Here is a 14,818-nt window from a genome sequence, read left to right on the forward strand (position 1 = left end):
TGCCGCGGCAATTATGCCGCAAGGAATTCATCTACCTGTCTCTGCAGGTCGGCGATATACTCGTCAATTCCCGCATTTTTCAGTGCTTCCACCGCTTTAGGATATTCGGTGTCGAAATCCACAAAGCCGGAACGGATCGCTTCAAACTGCTTTTCCACTTCCACAAGGTTGAGTTCGATCTCTTTCAGGTTTTCGTCGCTATAAACAAAGCCGAAAATCGGGCTGCGGATTGCATCGTCATCCCACGTCTTGGTGGCTTCGATATAGGCTTCATCTGTTTCAACGGGGAACATCTGATAATTCTTGTTGCGGAACATCCACTCGTAGAACAGCTCATCCGTGATAAGGCGGTTGATGCGGCCGTTCACAATCTCGTAGTCCTTGCCTTCCACGCCATAGAGCGCGAACAGATAGTTCTCCTGGCTGGAATACAACCAGTTCAGCCATTTCATTGCGCCGGAGGGGTTGGGCGCGGAATAGGGGATGCAGATGACCTCGCCGCCAGCTGCGGTGATATACTTCGGCTTTTCAGGGGCGAGGAGGTAGTTCTTCATCACCGCGTCGGGCGCATTGGCGCGCACGGCGTCAATAATCTCGGTTTCCTTGCCTAAGCTGCCTTCTACCCACAGGTAGTTGCCGCTTTGAACACGGGAATCACGCTCGTTGTAGTTAGTGGTCATCTCGTCCGGATACAACCCGGCCAGCGTCATCTCACGGTTGAATTTCGCCACTTTCTGGAACGCTTCGCTTTCGTAATAGCTGAACACTTCCTTGGTCTCTTCATTGAAGAACGCGAGGAAACCCTTGGCGATGTTATGCGCCGGCTGGTCGGAGAAGTAACGGGTGAGCGGCATCAGAATCGGGTCACCTGCGCCCTTAATGTTGGGAAATTGCTCCATCGCGCGTGTCGCAAATTCTTTTAGATCTTCCGGCGTGGAGATTTCCGTCATGCCGACAGCCGTCAGCAGATCCTGCCGCAGGCAGACCTGCTGGAACATTGCGGAGCTGGAAGCGTACGCGGAGGGGATGCCGTAGATTGTGCCGTCGATCGCGCCACCCTGAATGTGCTCCATGGGCAGGACTTTTAGCATGTCCTGTCCATACTGCTCAATCAGATCATCCAGCGGCTGGGCTTCTTTCTTATTCACAAATTCGCCCAAATCCACAAGGCCGTCCCAGTACAGGTCGATTGGTTCCTGCGAACCCAGCATAATGCCCTTCTTATCCCAGTATTGATCCCACGGCACGAAAATGACGTTCACTTTCATGTTTAGATCCTCGAGCATCCGCTCGGCAAATTCGCCGTTCAGGAAACTCGTCATGCGGTCGGACTCCTCGCCGGGGTACAAGATGGTAATTTCCTCTGGCTTGCCGGAACTCGTGTTTCCACCGTTGCCCGATGTCGCCGGAGCACTGCTTCCCGCGCCGCCGTCCTGGCCGCAGGAAGCCAGAAGGAGCAATGCCATCACGAAGCAAAGCAGCAGACTGATTGTTCTTTTCATGTTCATCCTCCATTTTCTTTAGTATATGTTTACAGACCTTTGGGGGCTCTGCCCCAAAAGATCCCCCAACCGAAGTCATGCACCCCGCACGGGGCAGACGCATGCGGTCATTCCTTCACCGCGCCGCTCATCACGCCGCTTACAAAATATTTCTGGATGAAGGGATACAGGAAGATAATCGGGCCGATGGTGATGATGGTGACAGCCATTTTCACCGTCTCCGCGGGAAGCTGGAGCGTGCCTGTGACACCAGCCGGAACGCGTCCGGAGCTGATGGCGTTGACATTGGAAAGAATGCCATATAGGAAATACTGTAGCGGAAACAGTTCTTTCTTTTCGATGAACATCAGCGCGTTCCACCAGTCGTTCCAATAGGTGAGCGCGTACATCAGGCCCACGGTCAGGAACGCTGTTTTGGAGAGTGGCACCGCGATGCGCCAGAAAATGCGCATCCAGCCCGCGCCCTCAATCAGCGCTGATTCATATAGTGCATATGGAACCTGGGAAAGATAGGTCCGCATCAGGAACATATTCCAAACACTGAACAGGCTGGGTATAATCAGCGACCACACGCTGTTTTTCAGGTGCAGGACATTGGTGCAGATGAAGTACCACGGGACAAGCCCGGCGGAAAATACGATCGTGAAATTGCACAGATAGGCAATGACATTCCGGTAGCGCAGCTTTTTGATAGAGAGCGCAAACGCGCACATACTGGTGACAAGCAACGAGCCGATTGTGCCGACCGCCGTGATGAAAATCGTCACCGCGTAGCTGCGGGCAATCTTCGCGCCGCTGTTTACAAAAATATACCGGTAGGTGTCCAGCGTGGGCGCCTGTGGGAACACGGAATATCCGTTGAGAAGTACTTCGGTTTCATTGGAGAAGGAAACCGAAACTACCATCATAAGGGGATACAGGCAGATAAGCGCAAACAGTGTGACGAACAAAACCGCTACAATTTTGAAAATACGGTCCCCGGTACGTTTCTTAATACGCATCAGAACAGCCCCTCTCCGTCGTTGATCTTTTTGGCCGCATGGTTGGCCAGAGTCACAAGGATCAGGCCCAGAACCGACTGCATCAGGCCCACCGCAGTACCATAGGAGAAGCCCAGGCTGCGCATGCTTCGGTACACATAGGTATCAATGACGTTTACCGCGTCCACGAGGATCGGGTTTTCCCCTACAATGCCGTATACCATACCGAAGTCGCCGTAGAAGATGCGGCCCACGCTCAGAAGAGTAAGCACCACTGCTGTGGGCTTCAGCATGGGGATGGTGAGGTGCAGGATTTGTTGGAAGCGGGAAGCCCCGTCGACCTGCGCCGCTTCAAACAGGTTTGGGTCGAAATTCGTAATCGCCGCAAGGTAGACAATGCTGTTGTAGCCGCTCCATTTCCACACGTTTGCGGCGATGAGGATCGTCTTCCAGTATTTCGGCTCGGCAAACCAGCGGACCGGCTCCATGTCCATTGATTTCAGCACGTTGTTTACCACGCCGACATCCGTAGCGAGCAGACCGTAGACAATCGCGCCCACAACAACCCACGAAAGGAAGTACGGAAAAAACATGACGCTCTGCACCACGCGCTTGTAAATGCCAAGCCGCATTTCATTGAGGAAGATGGCGAGCGAAATCGGAACGATCAGGCCGAGGATGATCCCGAAGAAATTGATGATGAGCGTATTTTTTACCACGTTCCACGCGGTGAGCTGTTTGAAGAAGATGCTGAAGTTCCGCAGGCCGACGAAGGGACTACCGAATACGCCGTCCAGCGCGTTAAAATCGGTAAAAGCCATCCAAATTCCGCCAAACGGCAAATAGCACAGAAGGAAGAGTAGCAACAGCGCCGGCAGGCACATCAAATACAACGTTTTGTTTGTATTCAGCTCGCGCAACACTCCCTCTTTTCTTCCTGATTTGGCCCGTTTTTGTCTTGCTTTTGCCATCGTTCTATTCTCTCCTTTCCTGTCTCAGTGCAAAGAACGTGCCTTCCGCATCATCCCGGGAGCTTCGGATCCTCCAGCGGATAGTATCCATCCGGATAATAAGTATCCCAAACGATATATAATTCTGGCCGTGGTGTGTCATCCAGCACAGCCGTACCGAGGGAAAGCCAGCCGTCTCCGTCGTTCTCACTGCCGAGCGGAATAATGCCGCAGCCGTTTTCCTTCCACACACGGCACTGCAACTCATAGCAGCCCGGGGCAACGCCCGGAAGCTGCGTGATTTCGTTGTGCACCGTATCGCCCACCGGCCAGACGCGCGGCGCAAGCCGCACCAATATCGGGAGACATCCCTCCGGTGTTTTTAGGCGCAGCTGCATTTGCGAAGCCGTGTAAACGGGCGTATTGCCCACATTCTGCAGCCAAAGGCGCAGAGGGAGCGCCCCGCCGGAGGACAGCGCTTTCGGGTAGGTGACCCTGCGCACCAAAAGTGTGCCTGGAACCGCGCCGGGAACGTCCGCGGCCAGCACATGCCAGCCATCCATTGCCTGTTTCAGCGCCGCGCCCCCGTCGGGGCATCCTTTTGCCAAAAGGAAAACCGGAGCGGACTGCCACACAAACTGCAATCCCTGTTCCGCAAGCTGGCGGCGGACAGGCAGGATGCCTGCGCGAGCATCCAGAAGCAGGCCAAACGGCAGGCCCGCGATGCGCAACGCTGCAATCTGTTCCGTCTGGTCAGCTCGGGCGATCAGCACCGCTCCGTCAAACGCGCGCCGCCAAACGGAGAATTCAGCGGGATCCACCGCATCCGTGTCCAGCAAAACGCCCGCGCAGCGGCATCCGCCCTGTGTCTGCATCCCGAGCCGTTGCAGGAAAATCTCCGTGCCGCGCAATCCCTCGCTACGCGTGGGGCGCGGCGATAGCAGCACCATTCCATCCGACGCGGAAACGGAAGCACCGTCCCACGCTGACTGTTCCACATCACACACCGACAGCCGTGGACCGTCCGCGGACGGCTTGCGATAAGGCGGGCGGATTTTTTCCACAGGAAGCGTCTGTTCAAAATATTCTAAAGAATAGATATTCATGTTTTATTTCCTTCCTGCACACATAGAGGCTGACGCATCTGCTCCCAAACGGCCTTATAAACGTTTTCTTCTGCGTAAAGCGGTTCCTGCTCTATGCGGGATAGGTCCTGCGCCAGCACAAACATGCTACATGGTGTGAAGCGCCCGCCTGTTTCCATATACGCCGCCGCCGCTTTCTGCAAACGGCTTTTCAACTCAATCTCATCCGGGGAGCGCTTGCCGTGGTATAGCTCGCGCCACACCTGTCCATCGCCGCTTTCAATCGGGTAAATGTACATCTGCCTCTGCATCATCGCAATGTTGCCGCGTCCTTCCAGAAGCATTGCGAGGTGGGGATCATACAACCAGCTTTCGCTGCCAAAGCCTTTGATCTCAATCTCCGGGAACCATTTCCGGAAGAATTCATAGCACGCCAGACAGTCATCACGCAGATGCTGCGGGTCGTATCCGGCTCCGCCCGGGATATGAAAGCCCATCAGAATATCGCCTTTCTGAAGCACCATTTCCCATTCCGATAAAGCAATGCTGCGCGGCTGCGGCTCCACAGTTCCCGCCGGGCAGATTGGCCAGCCGGTCACGACGCCGTCCTTTTCCTCATACCGGATATCAAACGCTTCTGGGTCATACTGGCCATTTACGCCGTCCAGCATCCCGTCGCGGCGGATTCTGCGCGGTTCGGTGAAGAACGCCACGGTTTCTTTTCCCTTGCGGAACACCTGGATCGGGTCATCCAAACGGAACGGGATGAAATTGAAGCGCCCCATCGGGAACAGGCTGCAGGTGTAAAAATTCATATCCCACGGGAAATCGGCCACACGCCCGTCTCCGGTCTCCCGCATTTTTTCTAGCTGGCGCCTCGCGGGGGAAAACGGCGTTTTCTCATAACATTCCAACGGCATCCCCAGCTTTTCCATGCGTTGCATGGATGGCTCGATACAGGCGAACAGCAACAGGCAGGAGAAGAGGTCCGCGTGCGCCACGCCCTTTTTGGGCTCCATCGCCTGATAATCGTCAAGGTCCAGCCGGTGCCTGGCCGCGCACATATCGTTCACCAGAAAGTTCGACAGCTTCAGCAGTTCTGGATTGCCCTCGATCTCGTCCAACGCTTCGAACAGCCGTCGCTCGTTCTGCGTGCCCGCGTCAAAGCGGGCGCACAGCTCGCCGATCAGCCCACGGCGCATCAGCGCGTGCGGCTGATAGTCGACCGCATACTGGTCATACAGGGCATCCAACCCCTCCGGGAAACCGGAGAGCTCAAATTGTGCCGTAAGGCGCGCGAACTCCGTCATTCTGCATCTCTCCTTCCTTTACACAACCCGCACAGCGCACAGCGGGTAGAAGCCATCCGCGTCGCGTCCCCCAATGGCCAGGCGAAGCGTCTTGTCAAGATATCCGGGCACCGGGAAACCTAGCTTCACCTGATACGTTCCCTTTGGTGCATTCTCCGGAACCGCCATCCGCTGCGCAACACGCACATCTGCGTCCGGCATCCATTGGCGGATATCTGCCTGAATCGGCAGATCGAACGAGGCGTTTTCTCCGGCAAAGCGGAGCATGGGGGAATAATTGTGATAGCACGGGGCGACGCCGGTATTGCTGACGAGCATTTCAAAGTCGATCGTCCCGCCTGCCTGAGTCTGTTCGGGAAGCGTGCAGGAGTGGATCTCGTACCGGTAACCCATCTTCCGCACCCAGCGCTCGATACTTTTTTCCCACGCCTGAGGAATGGTCGTACCCTTTGCGTTGTAGGAGGAAATATGCCATTTCAGGCTTTCGTCGATGATGTAATCAATGTCCCAGCCCTGCAGATACCAATCGTTGGTGTGCCAGCACGCTTCAAAAACGACCGGGGCTTCCTTCCACGCGTCCTGCATATGGAAATTGACGACATTCTGCGGATAATAATCCTCCATATGGCTCCACTGCCCGGGATGGAAACCACCCATATCGCCGAGACAGTCTACACGGAAGCCCACTTTGGCCCGATGCCGGCGAATGCACGCTACGCTAACCGGATCATGCAGCAACGCTTGAATCGGCGTTTTGGTAAATCCATCGAGGTACGCGCTGACAACCTGCTCTAGCTTTTCCGGGACCACAAACTCCGAGCCGCCGCCCTCGCCCCACGCGCCTGTAATGGCGAGGTCCACAGAGGAAATACGTTCATCCCCGTCAAAACGTGCCGCGAACGCGCGAATAAATTCAGACCAGCGTTCCGCGTAATCCGTCGTGTTGGGGTCCACGCGCCAGAATGGATAATCCGGTTCTTCGGGCCATCTTTCCCGCATCCATAAGGGCACATCCTCTTCCGGGCGTAGCGCATAGGGCGCGATGCGCACAATGGAAGTACAACCCATCTGACGGGCTTTTTCGAGGCCGTTATCCAGGATGTCCCAACGGTATTCACCCGGTTCGGGCTCCAGTTCCTTCCACCGCCCTCCGCAGTAATACAGGCCGGAATCCGGGTGGTTCCATGTTTTTGTGCTTTGCGGGAAGCGGTATTTTTCCACAGGGGTGCCCCTGTTATCCCGCAGCTCGGCGGGATCTCCCATCAGGTGAGGTGCCGCAATAAAGCCAATGCCGGGGTTGCTCAAAAGATCCGAAATAATTTTTGGGATTACCGTCTGCATGTCGTTCCTCCTCCAATAAGGAATCCTGCTGCGCCGCAACCCATGCGGTGCCATCAAACATATGTTTCATCGAAATATCTGCATCCACTGTTTTTCAAAAGCCCGATTTTTTTCTTCAGATGTTCCGGCGGACACTCAAAGTCCGTCGCCATGCAGCCCACGCAGAGGAAACGGGCCGCCGTCCCCCCGTGCAGGTGTAGGCAAAAGGCAATTTCGTCATTTGTCATTGGGGCCCCACAGGCCGCACAGGCAAGCTGCTTCATTTTTCTTTCCCCAACTGACGGCGGTAAGAATCCAAGTCAATTGTCTGTCCCGTCAACCGGCTCATCTCCGCCGCGCCGGCCATCACATGGCTGTCCACAGACATGCCGATTTCGGAGCGGGCGGGGCGTCCGCCGTTCTGCAAAAGGCTGATGAAATCATCCACAATGCCGGAATCGCCGCCACCATGGCCGCTGCGCGGCTCGGACACATGAATCATCTCCGACTGATAGCCCTCCACTTGGTTGGAGGAGAAGGAGAGCACTTCGATCTCATGCAGTCCATCATCGCCGAAGATTTCCCCGTCCTCGCACATGACGTGGATGGTGCGGGTCATCCGGTTGGTGAAGGCGGACATATTAAAGCTTGCCGTCTGCCCGCCTTCGTATTCCACAGCGACAACCTGTTGGTCGCACACGTCATTGTCGCAACGGTATACACAGCGTCCATAGGGGCTGTGATCCAGCTCTTTGCGCAGGACGTTGGGGTCCGACGAGGATGTAATCACCGCCGCGGGCCAATCCCCCGCCGCGGGCAAGTAGCTTTTATAGGCACTGAAGCGGCACCTGCCCTCAACCGGGCAGTCCGCGCAGCGGGCTGTGCTGCCGGCCGGCGCATTGCTCTCCTTGAAATAATGCAGCGAACCGCAGGAGGAGATGCGCTTTGCCTGTGCACCCATCAGCCAGTTCAGCAGGTCCATGTCATGGCAGGATTTCTGCATGATGCTGGGGCTGGCAATATCTGCCCTGCGCCAGTTGCCGCGCACAAAGCTGTGTGCGAAATGAAAGTTTCCGATGTTTTCGTCCAGTCGAATCGACACAAGGCGTCCGATGCGTCCGGAATCAATGATTTCCTTGATCCGGGAGAAGAACGGCGTGTAGCGCAGGACATGGCAGACCACCACATGCAGTTTCTTCTCTTCGGCGCGGTGCAGGATGTCCATGCACTCGGCGGGATTCGGGGAAATGGGCTTTTCCAGCAGGACGTGGTAGCCCAGTTCCAGTGCTTTCATCACCTGCGTGTAATGATCCCGATCCATCGAGGCAACGATCGCCGCGTCGGCGATTTTTCCCTGCGCCCACAACTCTTCCGCCGCAGTGAAGCACCAATCCGCAGCCACGCCCAGCTGGGCCGCAGCTTCTTTGCGGCGCACGTCATTCGGCTCTACGATGGCCACGATCTGCGCGCAACCCTTTTCCATCATATAATCCGCGTACACCCGTCCGCGCTGTCCTGCGCCGATCAAAACGATTTTCACAGCACATTCCTCCTCACTTGTGATTGGGGCCCATGTTTTGTTTCGTAAACATTACGCAAATTTTGCGTTGCATTTAAGCTCAAATTCATTATAAAAGATAACGCAGACAGAATACAATCAGGAATTTGCACAAGTTTTTTCTCGATATTTAGAAGATTCGTTAAAGCGTTTCCGATGCTTTTTTCGGTTGTTTCGCGAAAACCTATACGCAACAAAGGAAAATTGAATTTTTTTGAAAAAAACTGTTTACATTTGTTTCGTGATATGTTACGTTAAAATTACCATAAAAAGACACTGGAGGGATTTCTATGGCATCTATCCGGGACGTTGCCGCTTTGGCAGGAGTATCTGCCGCTACCGTTTCGCGTGTGCTCAACAACGACACCACCTATAAAATACGGGAAGAAACACGCAGCAAGGTGTGGGACGCCACCGCGCGCACCGGATATAAGCAGAAAGCCGCTCCCCACTCAAACAAGGCAGCCGCCGCGCCGTTGGACAAGCGCATTGGCTGCATCCTGAGCGTGACGAAAGATAAATACCGCGACCCTTATTTCATGAGCATCTATGCCGGGGTGGAAGCGCGCCTGATGGAAAAAGGGTATTCCATCGCATTTTTAAAGACTTATTATGAAGTGCAGGAGCCGGAAACTCTCCGCGCGATTTTGGAAGCGCCGCCCGCCGGAATCATTTTGATGGAACAGCTTTCCCCCTCTCTTTACCGCAGCCTGCGTGCGCGCATTCCCGCTTGCGTGGGGATCGACACGCGGACCCCCGATATTGATATTGTCGGCTACGATCATTTTGACGCGGGCATGCACCTTGCCAACCATCTTATCAAAAAAGGCCATCAAAAAATCGCCTTTTTGGGCGGCAGCATCTTCGGGCCGAAGGGGGCGGTGAGCCGCCGCTACCTCGGATTTGCTGCGGCCATGCACATCGCCAGTCTGCCCGTTCGCCCGGAGTGGGTGCTGGACTGCCAGTGGGACGAAATTCTCTGCATTGATCTGGTTAAAAAGCTGATGGCGCAGCCAGCCCCCCCCACCGCAATCTGCGCAGCCAGCGACCTGATGGCGATGGCCGCGCTCAGCGCGCTGTATTCCATCGGTATCCGCGTACCGGAGCAGGTGGCGGTAATCGGCCTGAGCAACATCCAACTCTCCCAGTTTTCCAGCCCGCCCCTGACAACGTACGCCGTGCCGACGGAAGCAATCGGCCAAGTAGCGGCAGATTTTCTGGATGAGCGGCTGCGCGGCTGCGCCCTGCCGCCGCGAAAGCTTTATCTGCCGATCACAAAGGTCGTGCGCGCGTCCGTCTGAGCCGAAGCGAGCTTACGGGACAGGCTGCTCGAGAGGCATCCCGGTTTCATCATAATGCGCGCGGTAATCATATCCTGTGGGGATAAAGCCGTGCCGGTTACCTGCGGGGTCCCCGCCGCGCAGGAGCCCCATTCGGTGCGCATAGAGCCAGAGCGGCGTGATGTATAGCAACGGCGTGAGGAATTCATCCACGCCGCCCGGCATTTTCACCACATGGGCAGCCAGCCGTGCGATGGCAGGGTCCGGGTCATCCGTCAGGACAATCGTCGGCGCGTAGATCCGTTTAGCCGAACCGAGCGTATCCATCAGCTTCTCCTTGGACGGCCCCAGCGGGGCGACCAGCAGAAGGGGGGTTGTTTCGTCCACTTCGCGGTATCTTCCGTGCAGAAAATCCTCCATCTCACGTCCTTCTGCGGGAACCCACGCCATTTCAATGATTTTCAGCGCGCCCTCCTCCACTGTCCCAACATTGGGCCCTGCGGCCAGGCAGTGGTGGATCGGCGCGTTTTTATATTGCGCGGCCAACTGGTACATCTGCTCTGTGATTCCGCCCAGCTGCGCCGATTTTTGAACGGTTTTCTCCAGCTGCGTGTCCCACCATGCGGCTTGCCGCGCGGTCAGGTGCCCGTTCGCCAGCCCAATGGCAATCGCCAGCAGGTAAACTGCGGTGATCGCCTGAATATACGACGTGCTCTTAGCAGAAGGGCCCTCCGTCTTTGCGTCTGTCAGGATCAGGCGGCGCGCCGCTGCGGGCACCCGCGCGTCGATGGAGCCGGAGACGACGATGTCAAGTGCCCCCGCTCGCTGCGCCGTCCGGACACAGTTTTCCACGGAGCGGGCCGTCCCTGTCTGTGAAATGGCGAGCAGGCAGACATCCGGCCCGAGCAGGTTCTCCGGGATATAATGGCTGAAACTATAGCAGGGAACTGCTTGGGCGGGAATCCCGGCGATCCGCTCCATATAGCTTCTGCCCACCTCCGCGGCGTATAGCGAGGTGCCGCCGCCGGTCAGATACATCCGCCGGATCCTGCCCAGCATCCCCTCTTCGCAGAGTGTCCGGATGCTCTCCCGATTCAGGCGGAGGTTTTCCGTCCAAGGGGCGCTTGTGGTCAACGACAGAATCCGCTGCAGCAGACGATCTTTTTCTTCCATGATGTTCTCCTTTTGACGGATATTTCCCAAAGTCTCTCGTTTTGCGCGGCTCCCTTCACAGCGTCCGCCCGGGGCACGGCGGGACGCCTCCCCCCTCCCAAGTCAGCCAGGCTGCGCCGATCATGCCCTCCTCGTGGACATCCAGCCGCCCGCTGCCGATGTAGTTCAAAGAGCGCCGGGTTGGGGCCGCGCAGTGTTCCTCAATGAAATCCGTCAGCACGGGCAGTAGCCCGTGCAGCCCGGCTAGCTCCCCGCCAAACGCGATTGCCTCGCTGTTTGTAAAGCTCAGCAGATTTACCACCGACAGGCCGATTCCGCGTTGCACATGGTGGACGATATATGTAGCTAGCGAATCGTTTTCCGCGGCGCATTCAAAAATTTTCGTTGGGGAAAGTGCACCCACCCGGTCGGCCTGCCGCAGTACGGAATGCGGGTACTGCTCAAACAGGCTACGCGCCCAACGTACCATCCCGCGGCCAGAGGCGAATTCCTCCAGCCGGCAGACACCGTCCTGTCCGCCTAAATCGTACAAATATCCCCCGTATTCTCCCGCGTAATTCGCCGCGCCACGGATCAGGTTCCCCTCGCTCACAACGCCGACCGCGATGCCCCTTCCGATGTGGTAATATGTAAAGTTCGGATAGATCTGGCCAATCCCGAAACGGTTTTCCGCAAGCGTGCTGACGTGGATGTCATTGTCGATGAAAGTCGGGTGGCCCGTGGCGCGCTCGATTAGGTACCGCAGCGGAACGGGGTCAGCAAAGCCGTGCACCTTCGCAGTGTAGAGCCACATGCCCGCCTCGCGGTCAATCCAGCCGCCCATGCTCACGCCCACGCGGTCATACTCCCAACGGCCTTCTGCCTGTCTCTGAAAATCCGCAATGTCGAGCACCAGCGCGTCAAGGAAACCAGCGACGGAGGAGGTTTCCCATGGATAGCGTCGGCTGAACAGCACGTTTCCTTCCCGGGAAACGATTCCCATTTTAACCCGATCTTCACGGATATCAATCGCCATCGCCGCCTGTACCCCGCATCCCGCAGTGCCGCCCATGGCCGTCCCTCCCTGTTTTACAAAAAGCGCTCGTCTGGACGTGTGCAGAACAGACGCACGTTTCGGAAATGGGATGCCCCATTCCGTTTATTTTCAGTATACCTTGTCCGTGCGAGATTTTTCTACAAGGAAAATTTTCATCTTTTCCCCCTCTTTTTTTGCGCTTTCATGAATTGTTGTTATTCCTACAACGATTGTTGCATTTCCTTGATTTTTGAAAACAGAGCACGATATAATCAAACTAATTTGACCGGAGGGAAAGCCGTATGCTGTTTTATCAGGTCGAGCTCATCAAGCATGGACACGACACGTGTTTGGAATTTATGGAGTTTGCCGCTTCGGGCGATTACGCGGAAACACAGGCCCATTTCCACTCCACCATGGAAATTACAGTGATCGTGGACGGAGAGGGATTTTTCAAAAGCAGCGGCGCGGGGCATCCCTTTGGAAAGGGCGACTGCTTCATCTTCAACAGCATGGAGCCGCACAATATTTTTTCCGAAAACGCGTCGGCCAGCTTGAAATATTTATCGCTCAATTTTGTCCCTTCGTTTATTTCATCTCTGGAAATGGAAGATTTCAACCTGCGGTATCTCGAGCCCTTTTATTTCACAAACCGCTCTTGCCGGATTCCGTATCCGGAGCCCTGCGCCAAAGAGGTGGGAACGCTGTTCGGGAAAATCCAGACGGCTCTGTATGAAAAAAAAGACGGCTACCCGCTCGCGGTGAAAGCCTATCTTTTCCTGATGCTTTCCGAAATTGCGTGTCACTATCAAAAAGACGTCCCCAGCCTGAACCCGTCGCGGCGGGACGTTCCCGTCCTGCAGGATTCATTCACCAAGGTGCTGGATTACATTGAGGAAAACCTGACGCAGGACATCACGATCGACCAGCTTTCTCAGGTTGCGGCGATGAACCGCTATTATTTTTCCACGTTCTTCAAAAAGCAGATGTCCGAATCCCCGGTTCAGTACATCACACGCAAGCGCATCCGGCTGGCCATTGAGCTTTTGAAAGATGAAAACCTTTCCATTTTGGAAGTGGCGCTGCGTTCCGGCTTTAACAACGCAGCCAATTTCAACCGCGCGTTCCGCCAGCTGACGGAAACGAGTCCCAGCGAATACCGTAAGAAGCAGAAAAAGGATCGGCGCTGACCCTCAGGCTGCCGATTGGAGAAGGCAGGAGTGTTTATGATCAGGGTGCGGGAATACATCGGAGAAAAGGCATTTTACGCGAAAGCGGCCCGAATCGCGCTGCCGATCATGATGCAGGGCAGCATTTATAACCTAATCGGGCTGCTGAACAACATTATGGTCGGTCGCGTCAGTACCGTCCAGATGAACGGCGTAGCGGTTGTCAACCAGCTGATGTTTGTGTTCTATTCCTGCATTTCGGGGATTTTTGGCGGGATCGGCGTGTTTACTGCTCAGTTCAGCGGAAAAGGCGACGAGGAGGGTATCCGCTATACTTTCCGTTTCAAGCTAGTGACAAGTTTCCTGCTGAGTGCGGCGACCATCCTACTGCTGGGCATCTGGGGCAAGCCGCTGATCCAAAGCTACCTGAGCGGCGAGGGTCTTGCGGCAGACGCCGAAGCGTCGCTCGCCTATGGTATGGGGTATCTGTGGATTATGTTAGTCGGCGTGCCGCCGTATGCGCTCATCAACGTCTATTCCTCCACATTGCGGGAGCTTGGGCAGACAAAGATGCCCATGTTTTTCTGTGTCTTTTCCATGGTGGTGAGCCTTGTCCTGAATTATGTGCTGATCTTCGGCTTTGTGGGGATCCCTGCCATGGGCTGTTACGGGGCCGCCGCCGCGACGCTGGTCGCGCGATTCATCGAGCTGGCCGGCGTGGCGGGCTGGACGCATCTCAACGCACACAGGCTCCCCTTCATACAGGGCGCGTATCGCTCACTGCATATCCCCGGCTGGCTCGCCCTGCGAATTGCGAAAAAAAGCGCGCCGTTCGCGCTCAACCAGCTACTCTGGTCCATGGGCGTTGCCGCGCAGACGCAGTGCTACTCTGTCCGCGGGCTGTATGTTGTCAGCGCAAACAACATTGTAAGCGCGCTTTCCAGCCTGATTATTGTTGTGGCGAACGCCGTCGGCAACACGGCACGAATCGTCATCGGACATATGATGGGCCGGTCGGAAGCGCCGGACAAAATCCGTTCCGTTTACCAGAAATTCATCGGTCTTGGCTTTGTGTCGAGCTTTGCGGTCGCACTGCTTTATGCGCTGGCGGGACGATATTTCCCTCTAATCTACAACACGACCGACGAAGTGCGGCAACTGGCTTCTTCCTTTATCCTCATCAGTGCACTGATCCTGCCGTTCACCTCTTACCTGACGGTCGTTTCTGGCGTGCTCCATACAGGCGGCAACGCCAATCTGAATTTGATTTTCGACACCGTGTTCATCTGGCTGGCATGCGTTGCACCCGCTAGTTGTCTCGTCCATTTCACGGGGCTGGGTATTCTGTGGATTTATGGGTTCTGTCAGGCCACGGAAATCCTGAAAACCTTTTTGGGCATACTGCTCATCAAAAAGGGCCGCTGGATCCAAAACGTCGTGGACCACGCCTGAGACGCGGGACGCGCAAAACAAGCT

Annotated in this window: 12 protein-coding genes; 3 read left to right on the forward strand and 9 right to left on the reverse strand. The window is 55.8% G+C overall.

The genetic code is table 11. The features are described from left to right. Positions 1–11: 11 nt before the first annotated feature. The 7 genes from TQ39_RS14810 to TQ39_RS14845 all read right to left on the reverse strand — a co-directional run bounded on the left by TQ39_RS14810 (position 12) and on the right by TQ39_RS14845 (position 8,687). Positions 12–1,502: an ABC transporter substrate-binding protein gene (locus TQ39_RS14810; protein ID WP_050006119.1), complete on the reverse strand. Its 1,491-nt coding sequence runs from the start codon at positions 1,500–1,502 to the stop codon at positions 12–14. Positions 1,503–1,609: 107 nt separating this feature from the next. After that, complete coding sequence (locus tag TQ39_RS14815) at positions 1,610–2,503, reverse strand: carbohydrate ABC transporter permease (RefSeq protein ID WP_050006091.1); 894 nt, start codon at positions 2,501–2,503, stop codon at positions 1,610–1,612. Further along, positions 2,503–3,303, reverse strand: a complete 801-nt coding sequence (locus TQ39_RS14820) for an ABC transporter permease (protein WP_242853512.1) — start codon at positions 3,301–3,303, stop codon at positions 2,503–2,505. Before TQ39_RS14820 ends, TQ39_RS14815 begins: the two co-directional genes overlap by 1 nt. Before the next feature lie 200 nt (positions 3,304–3,503). Then, the gene (locus TQ39_RS14825) at positions 3,504–4,538 is read right to left on the reverse strand and encodes a hypothetical protein (protein ID WP_050006093.1); all 1,035 of its coding nucleotides are present in this window, start codon (positions 4,536–4,538) and stop codon (positions 3,504–3,506) included. After that, positions 4,535–5,827, reverse strand: a complete 1,293-nt coding sequence (locus TQ39_RS14830) for an acyltransferase domain-containing protein (RefSeq protein ID WP_050006094.1) — start codon at positions 5,825–5,827, stop codon at positions 4,535–4,537. Before TQ39_RS14830 ends, TQ39_RS14825 begins: the two co-directional genes overlap by 4 nt. 18 nt (positions 5,828–5,845) lie before the next feature. Continuing rightward, positions 5,846–7,168 (reverse strand): DUF4832 domain-containing protein, encoded by a 1,323-nt coding sequence (locus tag TQ39_RS14835; RefSeq protein ID WP_050006095.1) that lies wholly within the window; start codon positions 7,166–7,168, stop codon positions 5,846–5,848. Positions 7,169–7,427: 259 nt separating this feature from the next. Then, positions 7,428–8,687, reverse strand: coding sequence for a Gfo/Idh/MocA family protein (locus TQ39_RS14845; RefSeq protein WP_050006097.1), 1,260 nt, complete (start codon positions 8,685–8,687; stop codon positions 7,428–7,430). Positions 8,688–8,995: 308 nt separating this feature from the next. Here TQ39_RS14845 and TQ39_RS14850 point away from each other — a divergent pair, with 308 nt between their 5' ends. Continuing rightward, positions 8,996–10,006 carry a LacI family DNA-binding transcriptional regulator gene (locus tag TQ39_RS14850; protein ID WP_050006098.1) on the forward strand — a complete coding sequence of 337 codons (1,011 nt, stop codon included), beginning with the start codon at positions 8,996–8,998 and terminating at the stop codon, positions 10,004–10,006. Between the two features lie 12 nt (positions 10,007–10,018). Here the strand turns inward: TQ39_RS14850 and TQ39_RS14855 are convergent, their stop codons facing one another. Next, the gene (locus TQ39_RS14855; protein ID WP_050006099.1) at positions 10,019–11,158 is read right to left on the reverse strand and encodes an SIS domain-containing protein; all 1,140 of its coding nucleotides are present in this window, start codon (positions 11,156–11,158) and stop codon (positions 10,019–10,021) included. Between the two features lie 55 nt (positions 11,159–11,213). Beyond that, positions 11,214–12,209, reverse strand: a complete 996-nt coding sequence (locus TQ39_RS14860; protein WP_050006100.1) for an ROK family protein — start codon at positions 12,207–12,209, stop codon at positions 11,214–11,216. Positions 12,210–12,475: 266 nt separating this feature from the next. On the opposite strand from TQ39_RS14860, the gene TQ39_RS14865 reads away from it, so the two are divergent. Beyond that, positions 12,476–13,363, forward strand: coding sequence for a helix-turn-helix domain-containing protein (locus TQ39_RS14865; protein ID WP_050006101.1), 888 nt, complete (start codon positions 12,476–12,478; stop codon positions 13,361–13,363). Between the two features lie 36 nt (positions 13,364–13,399). Then, positions 13,400–14,794, forward strand: coding sequence for an MATE family efflux transporter (locus tag TQ39_RS14870; RefSeq protein ID WP_050006102.1), 1,395 nt, complete (start codon positions 13,400–13,402; stop codon positions 14,792–14,794). Positions 14,795–14,818: the final 24 nt, after the last annotated feature.

It is taken from the genome of Ruthenibacterium lactatiformans, assembly GCF_000949455.1.
GTDB classification, from domain to species: Bacteria; Bacillota; Clostridia; order Oscillospirales; family Ruminococcaceae; genus Ruthenibacterium; species Ruthenibacterium lactatiformans.